General features: G+C 61.8%; 18 protein-coding genes. 3 read left to right on the top strand and 15 right to left on the bottom strand.

What is annotated here, in order from left to right:
* Complete coding sequence (locus tag FJ548_RS18855; protein ID WP_246678711.1) at positions 1-753, bottom strand: glycosyl hydrolase 108 family protein; 753 nt, start codon at positions 751-753, stop codon at positions 1-3.
* Between the two features lie 312 nt (positions 754-1,065).
* On the opposite strand from FJ548_RS18855, the gene FJ548_RS29915 reads away from it, so the two are divergent.
* A complete protein-coding gene (locus tag FJ548_RS29915) occupies positions 1,066-1,203 on the top strand; it encodes a hypothetical protein (protein WP_181165570.1) in 138 nt (45 codons plus the stop codon).
* A 121-nt stretch (positions 1,204-1,324) separates the two neighbouring features.
* Here FJ548_RS29915 and FJ548_RS18850 read toward each other — a convergent pair whose 3' ends face one another.
* On the bottom strand, positions 1,325-2,131 hold the full coding sequence (locus FJ548_RS18850) for a hypothetical protein (RefSeq protein ID WP_140778651.1): 807 nt from the start codon (positions 2,129-2,131) through the stop codon (positions 1,325-1,327).
* Positions 2,132-2,174: 43 nt separating this feature from the next.
* The gene (locus tag FJ548_RS18845; protein WP_140609084.1) at positions 2,175-4,472 is read right to left on the bottom strand and encodes a hypothetical protein; all 2,298 of its coding nucleotides are present in this window, start codon (positions 4,470-4,472) and stop codon (positions 2,175-2,177) included.
* A 58-nt stretch (positions 4,473-4,530) separates the two neighbouring features.
* Between FJ548_RS18845 and FJ548_RS18840 the strand changes: the two genes are divergently transcribed.
* The gene (locus FJ548_RS18840) at positions 4,531-4,926 is read left to right on the top strand and encodes a hypothetical protein (protein ID WP_140778650.1); all 396 of its coding nucleotides are present in this window, start codon (positions 4,531-4,533) and stop codon (positions 4,924-4,926) included.
* Positions 4,927-5,193: 267 nt separating this feature from the next.
* Here FJ548_RS18840 and FJ548_RS18835 read toward each other — a convergent pair whose 3' ends face one another.
* The 9 genes from FJ548_RS18835 to FJ548_RS18795 all read right to left on the bottom strand — a co-directional run bounded on the left by FJ548_RS18835 (position 5,194) and on the right by FJ548_RS18795 (position 16,066).
* The gene (locus tag FJ548_RS18835) at positions 5,194-5,814 is read right to left on the bottom strand and encodes a T6SS immunity protein Tdi1 domain-containing protein (RefSeq protein ID WP_140778649.1); all 621 of its coding nucleotides are present in this window, start codon (positions 5,812-5,814) and stop codon (positions 5,194-5,196) included.
* On the bottom strand, positions 5,814-8,453 hold the full coding sequence (locus tag FJ548_RS29910) for a hypothetical protein (protein WP_181168842.1): 2,640 nt from the start codon (positions 8,451-8,453) through the stop codon (positions 5,814-5,816). The genes FJ548_RS18835 and FJ548_RS29910 overlap by 1 nt, the downstream gene beginning before the upstream one ends.
* A 1-nt stretch (position 8,454) precedes the next feature.
* Complete coding sequence (locus tag FJ548_RS18825; protein WP_246678710.1) at positions 8,455-8,967, bottom strand: hypothetical protein; 513 nt, start codon at positions 8,965-8,967, stop codon at positions 8,455-8,457.
* Between the two features lie 2 nt (positions 8,968-8,969).
* The gene (locus FJ548_RS18820; protein ID WP_140778648.1) at positions 8,970-9,629 is read right to left on the bottom strand and encodes a hypothetical protein; all 660 of its coding nucleotides are present in this window, start codon (positions 9,627-9,629) and stop codon (positions 8,970-8,972) included.
* A gap of 310 nt (positions 9,630-9,939) precedes the next feature.
* Entirely contained in the window at positions 9,940-12,408 is a 2,469-nt protein-coding gene (locus FJ548_RS18815; protein ID WP_140778647.1) for a hypothetical protein, read from the bottom strand.
* The gene (locus tag FJ548_RS18810) at positions 12,408-13,007 is read right to left on the bottom strand and encodes a hypothetical protein (protein WP_140778646.1); all 600 of its coding nucleotides are present in this window, start codon (positions 13,005-13,007) and stop codon (positions 12,408-12,410) included. Before FJ548_RS18810 ends, FJ548_RS18815 begins: the two co-directional genes overlap by 1 nt.
* A gap of 163 nt (positions 13,008-13,170) precedes the next feature.
* Complete coding sequence (locus FJ548_RS18805) at positions 13,171-14,160, bottom strand: Coat protein (RefSeq protein ID WP_140778645.1); 990 nt, start codon at positions 14,158-14,160, stop codon at positions 13,171-13,173.
* A gap of 173 nt (positions 14,161-14,333) precedes the next feature.
* Positions 14,334-15,245, bottom strand: coding sequence for a hypothetical protein (locus tag FJ548_RS18800; RefSeq protein ID WP_140778644.1), 912 nt, complete (start codon positions 15,243-15,245; stop codon positions 14,334-14,336).
* Between the two features lie 251 nt (positions 15,246-15,496).
* A complete protein-coding gene (locus FJ548_RS18795) occupies positions 15,497-16,066 on the bottom strand; it encodes a hypothetical protein (RefSeq protein WP_140778643.1) in 570 nt (189 codons plus the stop codon).
* A gap of 270 nt (positions 16,067-16,336) precedes the next feature.
* On the opposite strand from FJ548_RS18795, the gene FJ548_RS18790 reads away from it, so the two are divergent.
* Positions 16,337-16,654: a YMGG-like glycine zipper-containing protein gene (locus FJ548_RS18790; protein ID WP_140609100.1), complete on the top strand. Its 318-nt coding sequence runs from the start codon at positions 16,337-16,339 to the stop codon at positions 16,652-16,654.
* A 105-nt stretch (positions 16,655-16,759) separates the two neighbouring features.
* Here the strand turns inward: FJ548_RS18790 and FJ548_RS18785 are convergent, their stop codons facing one another.
* The 3 genes from FJ548_RS18785 to FJ548_RS18775 are packed head-to-tail and all read right to left on the bottom strand — an operon-like array spanning position 16,760 to position 19,489.
* Positions 16,760-17,221, bottom strand: coding sequence for a hypothetical protein (locus tag FJ548_RS18785; RefSeq protein WP_140778642.1), 462 nt, complete (start codon positions 17,219-17,221; stop codon positions 16,760-16,762).
* Positions 17,222-17,650: a hypothetical protein gene (locus FJ548_RS18780; RefSeq protein WP_140609104.1), complete on the bottom strand. Its 429-nt coding sequence runs from the start codon at positions 17,648-17,650 to the stop codon at positions 17,222-17,224.
* A gap of 3 nt (positions 17,651-17,653) precedes the next feature.
* Positions 17,654-19,489, bottom strand: coding sequence for a hypothetical protein (locus FJ548_RS18775; protein WP_140609106.1), 1,836 nt, complete (start codon positions 19,487-19,489; stop codon positions 17,654-17,656).
* Positions 19,490-19,495 lie beyond the last annotated feature (6 nt).

The following is a 19,495-nucleotide window of genomic DNA, read 5'->3' as shown; positions in this document are numbered from 1 at the left end:
TCAGAAAATCCGTTGCAGGGCGACGGCAATGTGGCGCCAGGCGGCATAGGCAAGCAGCAGGCAGGCGGCGACGAACCCACCTGCCTTTGCGGCAAGCGGGATGCCGGGGCGGTGCGGTGCCAGCGATACCGGTTCGACCGCGGGCGCCTCGCCAGCGGGTGTTTCGGCTCGAGGCGATTGCTGGACCGGTTCAGGCGCGGGCGCCGGCTTTGCAGGCTGCACTGGCGCGGGCACTGTCGCGGGGGCCGACATCAGCAGGGCCTGGGTCCGCACCGACCTGACGCGATCGGACCAGCCGCGCCCGAATGTCGCCCATGTCGGCAATCGCCTGAGAAACGTCAGCCGCGCATCGCAGAGTTGGTCAATGACGACGCCGGCCGGCTTTGCCCCGACTGCCGCGAGCGTCGCCGGCCCGATGCGTCCGTCCTGGGAGACGCCTATGGTTGCCTGAAAGTATTTGGCCGCCCTGCCCGGCCCGCTGTTCACCGCGAAATCGAACACGGCGTAGTCGACGCCATCAGGCAGCTCGGCACCGAGCACAGCGTCCCAATAGAACCGCCGATACACCGTGGCGACCTGGGTATCGTTGATCTTCTTCAGATCGGCCTTGCTGGCATCAGCCTTCACGTAGCGGCGGAAGTTCGCCAGCGTCACGCCCTTCATGGTGGCGCCACCCGGATCGGCCGGATTATCCGACCAGCCACCTTCGGATTTCAAGACGAGCGCAAGCGCCCGCGCGAAGTTGCGGTCCATGGGGGTTCCTTCTATTTTCGGGAAATGGGGAATTTCATAGTTGAGCAGGTGCGCGACGGCGTGCCCGTGAAGCGCGCCGAGGTTCAGGCAGGCAGCGATGTTGAGACTGCGAAAACGTGGGGCCGGTTGAGATGCCGCTAGGCCTTGAGCCGACCGCCGGGCAATGGATCCGCGTCGCGGCATGTTGCGAGTGGTAGGACGATCTGGTTTCAGGTGGTGTAGCTGTGCGGGTGAGTTGCTTCGATATGCGCCGCAGCTTACAATGGCCACCGAAAGCGAGGCATGATGTTTGCTCGGATGTTGAACTGGCTGGTGAGTAGGAAACGCGTTCTCGTCTACCACGGCGATGGCAGGCGCAGCGACCGCAAGGTGTTTCAGGCTTTTCAGAACGGCGCGCCCGTCGAGTTCGATGGCGAGGTGCTGATTGTGGAGCGCGGCGATGGCCGATAGATTTTCAGGCCAACAGCGCCAGATTTACAACAACACGATTGACGCTCTGCCAAGCGACAGCGGATTCTTGTTCACCAACGGTCGGTCGAATCCTAACGATCTCGTTGAAGAAATCGCTGAGTTATTGAGGGCTAGGGAATTGGCTGAAGAAAGTGGCGTTGCCGAGTGGGACAACGCATTGACCTATGAGGCCGTGGCGATGTTCCTGATCGCCAAAATAAAATCTCGCTAGGCCTCGAAGAAGCCGCCTGGTCGTAGCGAAATGTGCGGCCAGCTCGGCGAAGTTCTCAACCGCCTCCGAACGGCTCCACGTCCGCTGACGCTGGAACGGGCTCCTGGTCTCGGCCGGCGGCAGTCCAAGGAAATCGAACACCTGCGGAAGGCTTTCCTTGATCTGCTCATAGGTCACATGAAACGCCGGTAGACCCGCCACTGCTGCGGCTGTCTCTGCGTTTTCCTGTTCCCATTGGACAAAGCGGCGTTTGGCGTCATCGGGATCAGCGACAAAGCTGCGCGCCTTGAACTCACCGAGGTCAGATCGCCAGGCATTGTTTATCTGCGCCAGTCGCATCGAAATGAACTGGTCGAGCAGGTTTTCGCGAGTGACAAGCAAGACCTTGTAGCCGAAGGCCTTCAACGCCGGCACTATGTCCGGATGCTGCTGCATTGAATAGAGCGGCAGCTTGAAGCCGACCGCTTGCCCTGACAACCGATGGATGCGCCGTTCAAGGTAGCGGCTGATGTCGGGTTCGCCACTGTGGATGAAGGGCTGCGGCTCCTTTCGGAAGAACGCCTTAATGCCTCGACGCGACGCAGACGGCGAGAATAACTCGCCGAGGCAAGTCGCATCGGGGTGAGAGTTGAGCAGACCTTGAAGGAAGCTAGATCCTTGCCGGCCGACAAAAGCGATCACGAAAAGTTGTTGCATCGTAATTGCGTTTAACAACGAGACGATCGAGTCGTCAAAGGGTTTAGTTGATCAGCCCGTGGTTTCGAAGCGCATCTTCGATAGCTTTGATACGTTGAGAGGCATCGCGCGCGGCATTATCGAGCGCCTGCACAGTAGCCTGCACGTAAGCGCCGGTATGCGCCTGGCCGGCATAGGCTGCAAACGCCCCTTTCAGGGCCGTGCCAGTGCCTGCCGTCCAGCCAATTTCCCTTGCTTTAAGGACCTGGTTGCCGCTGATCTTGATGACGTTGTCGAAGGAATAACCGTTCGCTGCGCCAGCAAAGGCCAATGCATCGACTGAATGGGTAATGGTGACATCACCATTGGCGTAGTTGATGACACCGCCCGAGGCGAGGAAAAGATCGGACCAGGACTTGGTCGCCGATCCGATTGCGCCGCCATCATTGGCCTGCGGTACATGGCCTGCGTCCCAAGTGTACCCGCCGGACAGCTTGCCGATCGTGCTAGGCCCGTTGTCGGTGACGGTCAGCGCGGAGTCGTACTTGTTGCGCGCGCCGATGAACGTTCGGTCGGCCCCAGCCGCCGTCCGGATATGGTCGACGCCGCCCTTGTAGATCGAGTTTTCGTCGATGATGGTGTCGTCACTGTTGCCGGCGCAGAAGATTGCCGAGTTGGCCGGCACGAAGCCGCCCCCGACACTCGCCAGCGGCTGGATCGTGTTGCGCTTGACGACGGCTCCGCTCGAGTTTTCCAGATAAAGCAGCGCCTGGCCGGCGCCCGTGTAGTTTCCGAGATAGGAAGGCGTCTCCATCCAATTCTCAATGATGTGTGCGTCGCCATTGATGCCTGACAGATACACGCATTCAGCCCGATGCGTGATGTTGTTGTTCCGGAGAACGAATTGCCGAGCGCCACCCACGAGTGTTGCGTAGATACCGATGCCGGTGCCATGGATTGTGTTGCGCAGGATGCTAAGGCTGTCGCCACCTTTTTCGATCAGCACGCCGTTCTCTATCCAGCTGTCCTGGATGGTGCCGCGGAATAGGCCGTTTGCATTTCCAATCGAGTTGTTGAGACGAATACCGTCCGTTCCGAACGGGCCAATATAGAGCCGCTCCATCACCCAGTTGCTCAGGAATTCGGCGGCATCATTGAGAGCAACCTCAATGCCATACGTGCCACCGTTCGCGGCAGAGGGAGAAACCCCGAAGTCTCGCCAGACCCTGAAAGTGTTGTCATCGGCAACGCCTGTTTGGGGAGCGATCATCACCGCCGATTGTCCCGCGAGCGTCGAGACGATGCGCGAAAGATACTGGCCGTCGCCGGTGACGGATCGCGCCTTGAGCTGCACCGGGCCGTCGCAGACATAAACACCAGCTGGAATATGCATGTTCTCGCCACGGTTCTGGGCGTAGAGCATCGCGTCATTGAGCTTCGCGGTATTGTCAGAAACGTTCGGATGCGCGCCAAACAGCCTGATATGCGCCCTGTTCTCGGTCAGTTTTGCCCATTTTGAAATGTTGGGCATGGCAAAGCTGCCCTTTTCGGCAGGGTCAGCTCCGACCACCTGGTACAAGCCCCCGCCGCCATCGCCAGCGCTGCCAAACCCTGCGGTCCGAACGAAGGCTGGCACCGTCGTAAGAGTGTATGCCGCGGCTTCGGTGACGCTGGTGAACTCTTTTGGAGCCGCAATTGCCGCGCTTGCAGCGGCGGCCGTCGCCGAACCTGCCGCCGCCGTCGCAGAATTCCCGGCGTTAGTTGCCGAGGTGGAAGCGCCCGACGCTGACCCGGCGGCTGCGGTCGCTGAGTTCCCGGCATTGGTGGCGCTTGTCCCGGCGAAACTCGCCGAGCCGGATGCCGCCGTGGCCGAATTGCTGGCATTCGTCGCCGATGTCGCGGCATTGGTCGCGCTGGTTGAAGCTGCTGTAGAGCTTGTCGCGGCGGCACTCGCCGATCCGGCGGCGGCCGTCGCTGCGGTCTGTGCATCGGTCACAGCGGTATCGGAAAAGTAGAAGCCGATGGAAATGGCCGTGTCGCCGATCACCGGGTCGAGCATGTTGAAAACGAACGTCTTCCCGCCGTTGGCCGTGCCTTCGGCGACGTGGACCGTCGTGCCCTTCTGCATCGTCCGCGCGGTGCGCGCGTCGGCGGCGCGGAACCACTGGCCTTCGCTCGCCGTATAAATGCCGTTCTGGCTTGCATCGGCCTGGTTCTTCACCAGCACCCGGTCGCCCACTTCGGCGGCCACGCCATCGATGGCTTGCAGCCCATAGAGGGCAATGTTGGCCGTGGTCGCCAGGCGCACGGGTTCGCGTTCGCCGGTCAACAGGCGAACGGCGGCAGTTGCAGGTCGGGCCATAAGGCAATCTCCATGAAAGAAGCCTCGCGAAAGCGAGGTTTGGAAAGTTGTGGGTAAGGTGGCGCGCGCCGGCTATTTGTTAAAATCGAACGAGCGCGTTTATGGCCGAATTGTTGGATTTTTGGTTGGACGCTTGGATGGCATCGTTGAGGTCGCTCATCCTCGCCGTGATGACGGTGTTCACGTTGCCATTTGGTCCGGCCCGGTCGGACGGCCTGGATCAGGCGAGATCTGCCCCAAAGGTGTGCTCTTCAAATCACTTGAGTCCGGGGCAATCGCAACCGTTACCCGACATGGCTTCGGCTACGCCTACTTCACGATGGAACGCGATCACTTGCAGCCAGCTGTGGCGGCGGAGATCCTGACGAAGGAAGGCGAGCATGGATTCATCTATGGGCCGATGCGCTCTTATATGTTTGTGGTGGACCCGGAAACCCTCAAAGACTTCACCTGAGATCTGAAGACGGAGGCGATCCCAATGCTTTCTACACAATCAGGGCCGATGACGGCGAGGAAACGCTATTCACTCTCAGCTATAACGGCTGCGCCCCTTAGTTCAGAGGTGATGAATGGTTCATCACCTCGACGCAAGCCAAAGATGGGCTCGAGGGCAGCGCTCGGCAGCGCCCGCATTAAATTGCGGATCCTGACCCAACGTCTTCCAGCGCCCCGCTAGGAGAGAAACTCGCCACATGTTCGAGTTAGCCCTTAAGGAACCCTATCAGCCACCCCTGAGGTTTACCGAAGCCCCGGGCGGAAGTCCCTTTACCTTGGCTATGACCTGCCCCATTATGTGCCAATAAACTTCCAAATCCGACAGTTCCTGGTTTGAGATGTCGTCTTCTCCACCGAGGAAAAGTGGCCTCTTATAGCCAACGCACTGGTCATAGCCAGGTTGCGTACCGCCGGCCGCCAGCCAATCCTCCAAATATATGTTGGCGGACAGCGCCGCGTCAGGATTTTCCACGACCAACACGTCATGGAAAGTCACGATATTGTTGGGAATTTCAAGCGCTTCGGCTGTACCTGGCTCAAACAGAACCACTCCAGGCTGTCCTTCCTCGAGTCTCTGAGAGTCGAGTGCAAACGCAGAGCCCTGCCAATCGTAGCCAAAGCAGGTGACGCGTCCATTGGTTTCTGGGAAGGCGAGATTGATCCTCGCATTCCACACTGGCACGTCCTGTGGGCGGATGATCCGGTACAAACCTTGCTGGAAAGATGCGCCTCCAAAACTATCTAGCAGTTCGTTCAGGCCAGGGATCCCAGTATCCACAACAGGCGTACCCGGGTCCGTTGCAACCCTGCCTTCGATGGGAAAATTCTGCCGGAATGTCTCGAACACTATCGCTCTCCAATCGTGACTTTATTGATGGCCGTTCCAATGGGTAGATGCTTAATCTGATTCCATATCTGCATCTGCGCGCCCACACTTCGATTTACGCTCGAATCCAATATGGCAAAGTTGGACAGCTGATGAAGCCCTCCCAATTGCAGGTCGATGACGTGATCAATATCGTGGCCGAATGGAATTAGAAATCCGGCAGCTTTGAAAATTTTCCGCGCGGATCTCCCTTTGCGAACAGCTTGGCTAACCACGGTTACGGCTTCCGTTAACATCTTCACCTTGAGGTCCGCGGCCGCCCGCTGCGCGGCGTTCCAATGAGGCATGTAGGTTACATGTAGGTCTTGGCCAACCGAGGCCGGGCCGATTGGGACCGCATGTTGGGCAGGCGGAGGGGCCTCCGCGATCGCTGTATCTGAAGCAACTTCTACCGCTGCGGGCTCGACAATATGTTCGGAAGAGGATGCTCGCCGCCTGAACCACTGTGCCGTCTGGCGCTGGACCGCGCCAAGGCCTTCGCCAGCGATGGTGCTTCCAGCGCCCCCAAAGAAGCCGGCAGTTGCCCCGCTGCCAACGGGCTGGTCGCGACCGGTGGCCTCCACCGCACCGTACCCAGCACCTTCAACGCCCATAAGGCCGGCGCGAGCGAGAAGGCCGGACAAGCCCTCCATCGAGTTTGTGCCAAACCTGCCAGTGAGCGTAATGCCCGCTTTTCCAAGGCCGCTGCCACTCAGATACGCGCCAAGCATTCCCGCAGCGGTTCCTGCGGAGCCAGCCCGATCTCTCGCATCCTGTGTCCCGGCACGTTCAGCGGCGAGTTCGTCCTCGTAGCTGCTGCCCGAGATCAGCGAATTCATGGTGGCCGCGAATTTGTCCGCGTACCCAGATGTCGCACCATCGGCCATCAGACGGACGGTGTCATTGAGCGCCACGAGCGGCTTAAGATAAATCGGCAGAGCGTCGAAGGCCGCCAGATTCCGGTTCACGCGTTCCTCTGCGGATACAGGAACTGCGTTGTTCGCAATGCTTCGCGCAATCCGAGACTGGTTCTCGTCGCTCAGCTGCAGCGCCATGGCTGCCAAAACACCCGTATCAGACGTACCCGCGAACAGATCGCGCAGCACTGCGTCCCGGTCGCGTTGCGGCACGCTCTCATCGTTCAAGACGTCGACGAGGTCTTTAACGACAGACGGCGGAAGCGGCTGGACTTGCTTGATTCCAAGCTGCAGCTGCACCGCGACAGAGCGGGCGATCGCCTTCTGATAGGCAGCCGGATCGTAGCTGTCCTGGCTCGATACCGCGTTCCAGTATGTGTCCGCTGTCGAGTCGATTTTGCGGACAAAGTCGGCGGGACCGGCTGCTCGATCCTGCAAAACCTGACTGGCCGCAGCCGCCGTTATGTCAAATTCCGCTTGATCCTGTTCCGGAGTGGGGCTGCCCGGCTTGGGCTTGGCAGCGAGCACTTTTGCGTCGATGGCATCTTTCGGCATTCTGACCATGCCGAATGCCTGATGACCGACCTGGAACGTCCGTTCGAGATCCAGAGATTGGTTGCCGCCCTCCTCGGCGCCATAGACCACGGCGAAGTCTGCATCTGCCGGTCTCTTTCCGGAATAAGAGCCGGTGTACATGAGGGCGTCTGGCGCATTCTGGTGGGCGAGTTGGACATTGGTGCGCGCATCGAAGAGCTGCGTAGTCATGGCGACTTGCGCCTTCTGACCAAGATCCTGCAGATCGTTCTGCGGCAGGTCAGCAATCCATGGAACTGCCGCCAAGGCGGCGGTGCTGTCGGCCTCAGCTGCCGGTGCTGTGGAGCCGGCATTCAAAGCAGTGGTCGCCGTGCTGTCTACAGCGCTGGTGTTCTCGCGACTCGCAGCGATTTGTTGCGAACCACCGACCGCCCCCACGGCATCGTCCTTCGTCCGGCTTCCAGCCTGTGCCGCGCCCGGCATCTCGGCGGCCTGCTTCGGATCCTGGGCGATGATCGCCTGGATCAGCGCCTTGGCCGTGTTGGTGCGCCAGGCGGCTTCCGCCGCTTGCCGGGCAAGCGGGTTGCCGATCTTGGCGATCAGGTCGAACCCGCTCTGCCGGATCGCCTCGAAGTTTGCGGTGTCGTTCGGGTCGCTTTTTGCGATGGCGCTGGTGGACATGGTGTCGATCTTGCTCCACTCGGCCAACTCATAATCGTCGCGCCGCTGAAGCTGCCGCTGCGCCATGCGGTCAGAGCCGGCCTCGCGCAGCGCTTCCTTCTGGTTGGCAAAGTTGGCTCGCTGGCTCTTGGGTATGTTGGGCAAGACGGCATCGAACAGCGTGTCGAACAGGCCGGCCTTCACCACCCGGCCGTTGCGCGGATCGACCTGGCCATACATGGCGTCACGCAGGCCGGCGCCGTCGGCCGGCGCGTTGGCCGTCACCTCGTCTTCGGCTTGAGCGATCTGGCCGTTGAAGCGGCGGCGCGCCAGCTCGGCGTCGAACGCTTCCTGCTGGTCTTTCATCTGCTGGTAGCGCTCGGCGACGGCGGAGAGGTGTTCGCCCAGCCCTTGCATGGCGCCGCCGACAGGCGATCCCTGGGGGTATTGCGGCGCGTTGCCGGTATCGAGCCGGCGCTGGCCAACGGAGAGCGGAATGATGTGCACCATTTCAGTAGAGTCCCGAATAGCCGCCGACGATGGCCGCGCTCGCCCGAGGCGAAAGTGCCGAACCGCCGAGGGTCACGGCCTTGGTCGGGTCGTAGATTTTGGAGAGGCCACCAACGAGCGCACTGCCGGCGTCGACGATCGAACCCGTCATCGCCTGCTTGCCTTGAAAGCGGGAGATGGCGGCCTGACTGTTGAGGTTGTTCTGGCGCAGCTGCGAGCTGTATTGGAGCGCCTTGAGGTCCATCTGGCCTTGCCTGGCATTCGCCGCCAGCACCTCGGTCGGCGAGCCCGCGATGCCGACGCCGGAGGCGCCGGCCTGGGCGCGCGCCTGCGCCTGTAAGAGGTCCTGCTTGTGGCGCTCCTGGCTCTGCTCGAAGGCAGCGCTTTGCGCCTCGGCCTGCGCCTGTTGCTCGTAGGCCTTGGCCTGGTAATCGGCCAATTGCTGCTGCTGGACGCCTTGCATTAGGGCGCCGCCGACCGAAATGGCCGTACCGAGAAGAGCTAATGTGCACATGGTCAGCCTCGTGTGGATGCGGGAACGGGTTTTTTCTTCGCGCCCGCCAGCGGCGCGCGAAGCGACGGGCGCGGGTCGAGCGCGCCGCCGGGGCGGATCAGCGAAAGCAGGATCCGGTCGGCCTGCAGGCCGGCACGGCTGAGCCGCGCCGGGGCCGCGGCGCGCGGGCCGGCCATGGCGGCGCGGCGCGTGGCCGCCAGATTGGCCTTGAGGTCGCAAAGCCCGGCGGCATCGAACAGGCCGTTGGCGGTGGCAATGGTGCGGATCAGCGCATCGGCCTCGAACAGCTCCTGGCGCAGCTCCTCGACCAGCCGGCGGACGGCGGACCAACGCTTGCCGAGCAATGCGGCCCTGGCGCCGGTCTCCCCACCCAGCGCCTCGATGTCGGCGCGCGCCTCGGCGGCGGCGGCGGCACCGCGGCGCTCGTCCGCCGCGGCAATGGTTTTTTCCAGCACCGCGATCGCGTCATTGTTGTCGTCCACGGCCGCGCGTGCCGCGGCAAGGTCGCCGTCGCCAAAGACGGCGCGGTCTTCCGCCTGCCGCAGGCCAGGCCGGTTGGCGATCGCAGCGCTGAGGTCGGTGTCGAGCAGAGCGATGACGGCCGCGAAATCGGCAGCCGTCCGCGCCCTGCCGAGCTGTTCGGCATAGGGAGATGTGGTCACAGGTGGGTTCCTTCGTGAAGTGGGATAGGCGAGGCGGCGGAGAGCTAATCTCCCCCCAAGTGGGGGAGATGTCCGGCAGGACAGAGGGGGGCGCGAAGGATCGCGGCGGCGGCCGGGGAGCCAATCTCGAGACTCTGAATGGCTATCGAAGCGGCTGGTAGAGCAGCGGTCAGGTTTCGGTCCAGCAAGGTGTAGGCATCAACTGGGTAGGCCGGCGGGACAGCGCCCCCCTCTGCCCTGCCGGGCATCTCCCCCCTAGGGGGGAGATTGGCCGTCATCAACGGCTTCGCCAATTCTCCAGCGCCGGCCGTTAGGGCTCCGCGTCAAACACCGGGGTGAAGGCACGGATCGTGCAGGGTGTCGGGTTGACGTGGCGGATCCGCACCTTGCCCTGCCCTTCCCAGCTGTCGTCGATCGGCACCTCGACATTGCCGGTGAACAGCGTCGCCCTGCCATCCGGCGCGACGATCGAGGGCATGCGCACCGGCTCCCAGCGGCCGCGCATGAAGGACTGTACCTGAAGCCCCGTGGTATCGGTTTCGAGCAACGACAGGATTGCCTTGGCCACCTTCTTACGGCGACCGATGATGGAACCGTCGCGACCGCCGACATCGAGTTCCAGCGTGTCGGCGCCCGCCGCATAGGGCAGGCCGAGCTGCCATTTGGCGGCGGTCGAGCCACCCGGCAGCGTCACGGTGCCGCCGCCGCTAACGGTGAGGCCACGGTAGACCTTGCCATCGGCCAGCACATCGACGGACTGGCCGGCGAGATGCGCCGCACCACCGACCATGGCCACCGCGGCACCCGTATAGGTGAGGCCGCAGTCGACCTCGAAGGCATCGCCGATGGCGCCGTATTCGAACGGCGCGGTCTTGATCTCGATATAGCGTTTCGTCACACCGCCTATGGTGCGCTTGACGACCAGCCAGAGATCGTCATTTCCATCCTGGCCGGGCGTCACGGCGGCACTTTCGACAACCGCCCATCCCGCGCCACTGAAGGCACCGCCGAGCCGATGACGGTGCATGCCGCGCACCTCCTGGCTGGGCTGATGGGTGTAGCCGCCAAGCTCGCCATTATCGAGCGGGAACCACAGCAAGGGGTCGGGGTCGGTCTGGAAGGCCAGCTCAACCACGCCTTGCTTCGGAATATGTTCGGAAATCTGCCCGACATCGTCCGAAGTGAAACGGCTCTGCGCGGTCTGTGTCAGCTCGGCGATCGATTTGCGCGAGCGCGTGACATAGAGGAACGACTGGCCGGCATCGACCGGGCGGATGCGGGCGCAGCCGAAGGTGCGCGAGCGCCGGTTCTTGAACGAGGACGGCGTCAGTGCCTCGTCTATGCCCGAGCCCGACAGAGCGCGCACGCCGCCCGAGGTGCCGATCAGCAGCGCACCGTCGGAATCGGCGATCCAGACAATGTCATTGGCCTGGCCGCCGCCGGCCTGGATGAACTCCAGCGCATCGTCATCCTTCTCGCCAAGCGCGAAATTGTCGAAGTCGCCGGTGGCGGAGGCATAGACCGAGAACTTCCGGCTGAAGGCCAGGCGTTCTTCATAGAGCGAACCGCTCTCGACATATTTGCCGGGCACGAATGTGCCGAGCCGCCAGCGGGTTATCGGCGAGAGATCTGGAAGCGCGTGGCCATAGAGCCTGATCTTGACCACCGTGGTGCTGGTGCGGCCGGTGATCTTGGCCCAGCGCCACACATTGTCGCCGCCGAGCAGCCGGATGGCGCGGCCGACGTCGGTCGATTGGAATCCTGCGTCGTTATTGATGCCGACGATCGATGACGCGGTCAGATCGAAAGGTGTCATCGTATCGCCGTTTTCAGCCATGGCCAGTTCGGCCATGCTGGTGACGGTCGCGTCACCGCCGCCGCCACCCGAAAACTTGAACCGATAATATTGATAGGTGGTCGCGTTCTGGAAATCGAAGAACCGCACTTCCGACCCCGACCAACCGATCTCGCCGGCGCGACTATCGAGAGTTGTGTAGTTTATCCCGTCATTCGAGCCTGAGAGCACCCACGCAGTTGCCATGTCGCCATTGCTGGTGACATTGTCGGTGCACGCGATCCAATAGGCGTTGACCGCCTTCCCCTGGCCGGACGGGAATTGGTATTGGACAAAGCCGCTGCTTCCGTCCCCCACCTTCACATACTGGTTGAAGTCGCGATCGAAAATCTTCCAACTGCTCGAGCCGGTTCCATCGTCCGTCACCGTCCCGCTCGGCGCGGTCGAGGCTGTCATCTTCGGGGTCGCGTGACCGGTGTTGGCCGGGGTCAGCGTGGTACCCGTTGCGTTGATGTCGTCGTAGGGACCATCGAGGAACTCGAAATCCGTCAGCGCCCAACTCGTGTGCGCGCTGCGCGTCAGCACCTTGAGCGGATAGTCGCGATGGCTGATCCACATCTGGTCTGCCGACTGGACATAGGCGAGTTCGAACAGGTCCGCCTCCAGGTAGGGCGAGGCCACTTCCACCGAGCCGACGCGCGCCCCATAGGCGTAGACGCGGATATACTGGTCGCCGAATTCGAGCGCATAGGCCTGATCGGCCGAGAAGATGAACGGGATCAGCCGCGTCTTCTTCGCCGAGACCTTGACCTCGCCGGCGAAATAGGTGCCGCCACGCTTGCGGATGCCGCCATGCGGCAGCGTGACGAAGTTCTCGCATCTGGCGAGTGCCGCCCGATAGAAATCGAGCGACGCGCGCGCATGCAGGCGCGGCGAGATCTCGCCACGGGTGAAGACGTCCTGGACCGGATAGAGCGCCGTCATCAGCGTGCAACCCTGGTGTCGCCGCGCTGGATCGACCAGGAGGCGGTGTAGAATCGGCCGCCGCGCTGGATCGCGTTGGCATTGAGAGCGGCATCCAGCGCCCGGTCATAGGCCGAGCGCGCAATGTCGATCATGCCGGATTTGTGGGTCAGCGGATGCGCCACCTTGATGGCAAGTGCGGCCACCAGAACCTCGGTGAACAGCGCGTCCCAATCATTCGGGTCGGTGAGATTGGCGATGTAGCGGATGGTGAGCGGCCCAGGCTGGTCGCAATAGATCAGACCTGCCTCCTGGCGCCACGAGACCGGCACGCCGTCCGGTTCGCCATTGTGGGTCAACGGCAGCGGCCGCAAGCAGTCGGCCGGCAATTCATAGGCGACGTTCAGGCCGCAATCATTGCCGCCGGCATCGGAGCCCACCACCGTGGCGCGCAGGATCGCGAACACCCAGGCATATCTGGTCAGTTCGGCCTCGCGCGTCAGGTCGAAATGCAGGTTGAGCAGCCGCGCCGCCTTGACGTCCTGGTCAAGACTGTCGATCGGCGCTTCGTCGAGGACGGCCAGCGCCATATTGGCGATATCGAGCGGGGTAATGGCCATGGGTCAGCGCCTCGTGGTTGGGGCATGAAAAAAGCCGCTCTAAGGCGGCTGACTTGTCTGAAAGAGATAGTGCTGAGGTCAGCGCTCCACGACGCGCGCGCGTGCTGGCAGCGGCACCGAGGGCGGGAGCGCCAGCGCCCCCGCCCCTTCGCATCAGCCCTAATCAGGCCTCGGTGGTCTTCAGTGCGATGAACGTCATGTTCTTCACGCTCGACGCGGTGCGGTCCCAGTTCGCCGCCAGCGCCAGTTCGGCGTCGGTGGCGAATTCGCCGGCCGAGGAGGCGTCGAGGAAGCGGGTGCCGGGAACATGCGGCACGAAGTGCCGACGGCCGACCATTTCGGTGACGCCGCCGCCATGGCCCTGGCGCGGCTTGCGGTCGAATTCAAGCGGCCCGCCCTCGGTGTTGACCGGAAGCTCGTTCCACAGGATCGCCTTGTCCTTGAACATGAAGGCGGTGTAGACGCCCGCCGCCACCGGGATGTCGTCGTCGACCACGCAGCGCAGCCCCATGTAATAGGGGATGAGCGGTCCGCCCTGCTCGGAGGACGGCACATAGTCGATGAGGTCGGCGAGCTTCAGCGCCTTCATCTGCTTGGAATGCATCCAGATCGTCTTGAACTTGTCGGCGCGGTCGCCCATCAGATAGGCCGCCTCGATAATGTCGGTGTCGACGATGGAGGCGCCGGTGGTGCGCACCAGGTCGCCGCCGTCATTGGCGATGTTGTCGGCGACGACGCCCCTGAGGATGCCGAGCAGGGTCAGCTTGTTGGCGCGCTGCCAGTATTCGGTCTGCCGCTTGACGATCAGCTTCTGCGGATCGTCGCCCGCCAGGATCGAGGTCAGGTCCGGAACGCCCCAGGCTTGCGCCCGGACGTTGCGGGCGGCGACCTCGCGGCGCGAGCCGATCTTCTTCATCTCGATGGAATCGGCCGGATCGTCATTGACCGGCTCCGAGGGATCGTTGCCGAGGTCCTTCCAGCCGGGCATGTCGACGGAGCGGCCGCCCATCGACAGTTTCGAGGAGATGGCCGGGTCGGAAAACAGGATTCCGGCCTGGTAGATTTCGAGCGACTGCACGTGTTCCTCGAAAGCGTATTGCGCATAGACGGACGGAACGATCGCGTCCGCGATACGGGTATAGGCATCTGCCATTTTTCTCTTCCTTCAGGTTGGTTTGGCGGTGAAGGTGTGTTGAGATTCAGGTCAGGCCGAGCCGAAAATGATGGCTTTCGAGAACCGGAGGGAGCGGACATTTGGGTCCGTGAGCACCGGAAGCGCGGAAAGCCATCGTTTGCAGGCCGGGATCACCTGAATATCGACACAGCTTAGAGGGGGTTGTTCGGCATCCAGCGGTCCGGGTTCTCGCCGGCCTCGCGAGCCAGCCGCCGGGCCCGGGCGGGGTCGCTTTTCACGAGGGCAGAAATCGCCGTCAGGTTGCGTTCACCGGAGGCGTTGCGCTTGAACGGATTGCCTCCGGTCGAACGCGCGCCGGCGTCGATCGTGTCTTCGCGGAACATGGCGTCGCCGATGGCGTGGAACGCCCTGGCGATCTGCGGATCGGTCAGCGCCCCGTCAGGCAGAAGGATGCCCTTCGCCTTGTAGGCGTCGACCAGGCCGAGCTTCTTCATCGCCCGGTTGGCGACCTCCAGCTTCTGGCGGAAGCCGTCGCTGTTGGTCGGCCCCCACTCCCGGACAAGGTCGTCATGGGTGGCTTCCACCGAGCGGGCGAGCGCGGTCTCCTGAGCTTTCGCCTGCTCGGCCATGTAGCCGACGAACTTGTCGTGATAGACCTGCGCGGTTCTTGGCGAAGCACCCGCTTCGACCGCCCAGGCCTTGGACGCCTGAGCAAGCTCGTCCGAATAGGCAAAATTTTCCGGCAAGCCTTCCGGCCGGCGGTATTCGACTGCCTCGGACGAGGTGAGCGGACGCATGGTCTCGGGCAGCCGGGCATGAAAACGCTCCCAGTCTTCCCGAGACGCATTCGGGCCGGGAACGCGCAGGCTCTCGCCCTGCTGCCGCTCCAGTTCCGCATAGGATGTGAAAACCCGATCGAGGCTTTCAGGCTTGGTCCAGCCCTTGGTTTCAGCGAGCTTGCGGTTGCCTTCGGAAAGACCGTCAAACCAACTTTTGGCGTCAGGCGCGGCGGACCCGCTTTCCGCGCCTGCCGTTGGCCGTACTGGGTTGCCCGCCGGCTGCGCGCGCGCCGCCACGGACCCGGCGTCTGCCAGATCTGTCATGAGTGAGATTCCTTTGTTGGGATTTCGAAGATGTGATGGCGCCGGGCGGCGAAGCTGCCGATCTCCCCCCAAGTGGGGGAGATGGCCGGCAGGCCAGAGGGGGGCGCGAAGGAACGCGGCGTTCGCGTTAGGCCGTAAGGTGCTACCTTCATTGGTGAGCTGAAGTTGACCGGATAGGCTGGCGGGACAGCGCCCCCCTCTGCCCTGCCGGGCATCTCCCCCACTTGGGGGGAGATCAGCAGTTCCAGTGCCTAATTATTATCGCCCCAATTTTCCCACAGCAGCGTTGCCGTACCCGTCACGGCCAGCGTCCCATCCGCATCGATGTCGGTGCCGGTGGCGAACGCCAGGTTGAGATAGAGATCGACCGGCGTCGCCGTGCCATCCAGCGTCACGGCGGCGGCGACATCGGCGATCGAGGCGGTCGACAGGGCCGCGCCGGCGCCATCCAGCGTGCGCACTGTCGAGGCCAGCACATTGACCATGGTGCCGGCCAGCGTGGCGCTCGACGCGACCGCCGAACCCAGCGACCAGGTCAGTGCCGCACTGTCGTTGATGGTCGAGGCGCGGGTAGTCAGCACCGCGAACTGCAGCCTGGCCGTGCCGCCCTTGATGCGCACCTTGCCGTCGGAAAAGTCGAGGATCTTTTGGCCGGCATAGGCCAGCGCGTCGGTGACCGGCACCTGCATGCCGGCGAAGGTGAACACGGTGCGGTAAGAGCCGCCCTGCCCGGTGGTCACGGCCTTCAAGCCGAGCTTGGGCGGGGCAAGGCCGGCCTCGCGGGCGGCACGGGCAAGGGTGCGGGGAAGACCACGCGTCATTCTAAGTCTCCATTCTTGGTGGGAATTCGAGGGGATGCCGTCGGTCATGGCAGCTTCAGCCGACAGGTAGGCACGGCGCGAACCGCCTGACTCACTTTGCCAGCCGGCGCCGCTATCGCCTTGTTCGACAGGCCTGTTTTCGGGATCGCGGTCCATCAACGCCTAAGAAACCATGACTCACTTCGTGACGAAGCACGCCGCCGTTCCGCCGCAATGCGACCGCACTTGGCTGGACGTCGGCCCGCGTGGCCTCAAAAGGAGGTTCTTCAGATGATCATCAAGAAAGCGATTTTGGCCGTCCTCATGACCGCCGCCCTTGCCGGCTGCGAAACGCAGACCGAAGGCCAGCAGCGGGCCACGACGGGCGCCCTTCTCGGTGGCGCCGGCGGCGCGCTGGTCGGCCAGGCCATCGGCGGCAACACCAAGAGCACGGTCATCGGCGCGGCCGGCGGCGCGCTGCTCGGCGCCGTCGTCGGCTCGGCCACCACCCCGCAGCCCCGCGGCCAACAGCTCTGCCGCTACCAGGACCGCTACGGCCGCATCTACACCGCGCCCTGCGACGACCGGTACTACAACGGCAATTATTGATTTTTAGCCGCCTTCTCCCCGTTCAACGGGGAGAAGGTCCCGGCAGAGGGCAGCGCCAGGTTTCGGGATACTGGAGCCCGCCCTTACCTTCAGAGCCGGTCGACGTTATCGTCTACCCTCACGAGGGGACGACGATGCGACTTCTGATGACCTCACTTCTGGTTGTGTGTTCGGTTTCCGCAGGCCCATGAAGCTGTCGACATCGACCAGATCGGCGGCTGCCTGGTCTTGCCCGTTGCCGCCGTCGACAATCGCATCAAAGCCGTTTTCGAAGTGACCTTGAACAAGGCGGGCAAGGTCAAGTCGGTCGCCGTCATATCCTATGAACCACATTCCTAAGCGGCGGCGGAAGCGGCCCGGCAACTTTCGAGATCTGTCCAGTGTTGTTGGCCGAAGGGCATCAAATTTTCGGAAGTTAAGTAATTTATTTATGAGTAATTTTCGTTTTCGGCCTTCACCGCCTGAGCAATCGTCGAAAATCGATCGAACTGTTTCGGCCGAAGGACTATAGATGTTGCGCTTCTGCTCGCAAGCTCTTCCGCATTTGACCATAATACGCTCCGACATTCAATTCGCATCGAATAGGCGAATCCCCGCCGACTCATTGCCCAGGCGCTCAAACACGTCTAGGGCGGATTCCGAAACGACAAGCTCATGATTTGGAGCCATACCGAAGTCGTCGTGGCCTGGCCGCCCATGGATTTTCATCCAGACGAAAGGTGGAAGTTCGGTCTCTGGCTGCAGCCTACGAAACAGCTCCGAGCCAGTGACCTCGACTTCGGCAAAGGTCGCTCCTGTGACACGCATCTTCAGTAGCTCTTGCTCGGCCTCCTTGGTGACCAGATAACAGGGAAAGCGTCTTATCAGGACGTCACCTATCCAAACGTCGACCATGTAGTGAAGCTTATGCACAATCGGAGGGTGAACTCGATTGTCGATAACGGTATTTTTACCAAAATCACCGGCAACAAATGGCTGGACATAATAATAATCCATCGCTTACTTCTCCTTTCCGACGGGTGGTACAAAATTATGTCCATACTTCTTGTCCATCATTGTCGAATGATCTAGAATCTGCTGCTCTGTCGGATACGGGTATTTTGCGTGAAATTCATCATTTTCACTCCTGATGACAATAAGGTGCAGAATATCATTGAGATACTCAGGAATACCGCGGAGATTTTCTACCGAATTGATCTTCTTCTTCGACAAAAAATTTAGAGCCCTCTTAAGCAATTGCTGCTCAGCTGGATGATGAATTACTAGCTCGCCGATGTCCACGTCGGGGTTCGCCTGAGCATACGCTTTCCGGTAATTATTTGTAGTCGCCTCGCCAAACTTTGCACCGGGATGCTCCACGCGGCTGGGATCTCTCGCAAACAGTTCCCTCGCCACCGCAGCAATCATCTGGCGGTCGAGTTTTGACTTCCGAGGCGAGACGATCGTCTTGCCCCCATCTTGCGCAGGGTTAGGCGTTATAGCGTCTGGGGTAGCGTCAAGCGACGTCGTAAGCTGCTTGGCGAAATCATCTAGCTGTGGCTTTGCCGGTATGTTTGCCGCTGTGTCTTGCCGGGCGCTTATCTTCTCAAACTGACCGGGAGCGGTCTCTGGGATTGAGGTACTCGCGGCCTCGGAACTTGCGAAGAATTTGGTGGTGATGGATCGTTCTGCTCCCCCTGCCGCCCCGGAACCAATCGATTCGATTGCGCGCGGTATTGCGCTCTCGATGGCTCGGCCAAGCCCTGGCACCGGTATCGCCCAGCCCAATGCGTCATTTCCCTGACGCATCATCACCTTCTCGGTGCTGTTCGCCGGCTCGTAGTAGGCATCCCTATAATCTGGAGGGCTGATCGTTCCTCCGGACATGCCGTAGGCAATCCAGTCATTTGCGTTGGCTAGGCCGATCCCGGCATTGGCTATCGTCTTGCCTAGGGCTTTGGCATCCGCTTGAAACACCTCGCCCATCGAAAGGCGCGGCTTGCCGCCGGGGAGAATCCCGCCCAGACCAGCATCGTCCAGTTCTCGGACCAGAGCTGCTCGTGCAACAGGATCTTTCGTGCGCTCAAACAGCGCGCTTGCCTTCGCGTAATTGTCCATGAAGTACATGCTTCCGCTGTCGCGATCTTCGGCAAACTTGAGGAGCATGGAGAACGGCACGGGCTGAAGATTTTCATCATCGATGCCCAATGCCTTTTGCTTGGCGACCGACAAGGCTAGCGTCTTGTCGTAAGTATCCTGGTCATAGGCCTCTGGATCGGAAGGCCCAGTGCCAAATACAGCTTTCCAGCCCGCAGCGATGTTTGGAGACGTTTCGCTGACATAGCCGCCGGAATTGACCCGTCTCCTCTCCAGCACCAGTTTTGCCGCGACTGCAGTTACCTCATGGCGTGCTTGGTCCGCTGGCGAAGCATTCGGCCCCGGCTGGGCATTGACAACGGCCGTATTGATCGCCTGGTTCGACATGGTGCCCATATCGAAAATCCGCTTCCCGACATCGGCCTGCCATTTCAAACCCTGCCAGCGTGTGCCGCCCTCGTCGCGTCCATAGATGATCTTGTAGGCATCCTCGCCGGGCATCTTGCCGGAATAGGCGCCTGTGCGTGCGATCTCATCTGGCGCCTCTGCTTCGGCGCGGCCAATGGCAGCGCGGATTTCGACCTCTTGAGCGAGCTTGGCCGCCTTTGCCTTTTGAACCAGCGCTTCCTGTTGCTCCTGCGGAAGGTCGTCCCTGAACGCCTGCGTTATACGTTCATCCGGGGTCTGTGTGCCGACGCGGTCACCTTTTCCGGCAGCCCTCTCTAAGCTGCCCGAGATCGAGCTACCTGCGGCTTGCATGGTGTC

This window comes from Mesorhizobium sp. B2-4-17, assembly GCF_006441275.1.
Classification (GTDB): Bacteria; Pseudomonadota; Alphaproteobacteria; order Rhizobiales; family Rhizobiaceae; genus Mesorhizobium.
The sequence above is the reverse complement of the archived record's forward strand: the minus strand, read 5'-3'. Positions and strand labels throughout refer to the sequence as shown.

What these genes read in the sequence shown, in the direction of transcription:
- FJ548_RS18855 (WP_246678711.1), bottom strand. Translation starts at nt 753, where the DNA reads ATGGACCGCAACTTCGCGCGGGCGCTTGCGCTCGTCTTGAAATCCGAA.
- FJ548_RS18850 (WP_140778651.1), bottom strand. Translation starts at nt 2,131, where the DNA reads ATGCAACAACTTTTCGTGATCGCTTTTGTCGGCCGGCAAGGATCTAGC.
- FJ548_RS18845 (WP_140609084.1), bottom strand. Translation starts at nt 4,472, where the DNA reads ATGGCCCGACCTGCAACTGCCGCCGTTCGCCTGTTGACCGGCGAACGC.
- FJ548_RS29910 (WP_181168842.1), bottom strand. Translation starts at nt 8,453, where the DNA reads ATGGTGCACATCATTCCGCTCTCCGTTGGCCAGCGCCGGCTCGATACC.
- FJ548_RS18825 (WP_246678710.1), bottom strand. Translation starts at nt 8,967, where the DNA reads ATGTGCACATTAGCTCTTCTCGGTACGGCCATTTCGGTCGGCGGCGCC.
- FJ548_RS18815 (WP_140778647.1), bottom strand. Translation starts at nt 12,408, where the DNA reads ATGACGGCGCTCTATCCGGTCCAGGACGTCTTCACCCGTGGCGAGATC.
- FJ548_RS18810 (WP_140778646.1), bottom strand. Translation starts at nt 13,007, where the DNA reads ATGGCCATTACCCCGCTCGATATCGCCAATATGGCGCTGGCCGTCCTC.
- FJ548_RS18805 (WP_140778645.1), bottom strand. Translation starts at nt 14,160, where the DNA reads ATGGCAGATGCCTATACCCGTATCGCGGACGCGATCGTTCCGTCCGTC.
- FJ548_RS18800 (WP_140778644.1), bottom strand. Translation starts at nt 15,245, where the DNA reads ATGACAGATCTGGCAGACGCCGGGTCCGTGGCGGCGCGCGCGCAGCCG.
- FJ548_RS18795 (WP_140778643.1), bottom strand. Translation starts at nt 16,066, where the DNA reads ATGACGCGTGGTCTTCCCCGCACCCTTGCCCGTGCCGCCCGCGAGGCC.
- FJ548_RS18790 (WP_140609100.1), top strand. Translation starts at nt 16,337, where the DNA reads ATGATCATCAAGAAAGCGATTTTGGCCGTCCTCATGACCGCCGCCCTT.
- FJ548_RS18785 (WP_140778642.1), bottom strand. Translation starts at nt 17,221, where the DNA reads ATGTCGGAGCGTATTATGGTCAAATGCGGAAGAGCTTGCGAGCAGAAG.
- FJ548_RS18780 (WP_140609104.1), bottom strand. Translation starts at nt 17,650, where the DNA reads ATGGATTATTATTATGTCCAGCCATTTGTTGCCGGTGATTTTGGTAAA.
- FJ548_RS18775 (WP_140609106.1), bottom strand. Translation starts at nt 19,489, where the DNA reads ATGCAAGCCGCAGGTAGCTCGATCTCGGGCAGCTTAGAGAGGGCTGCC.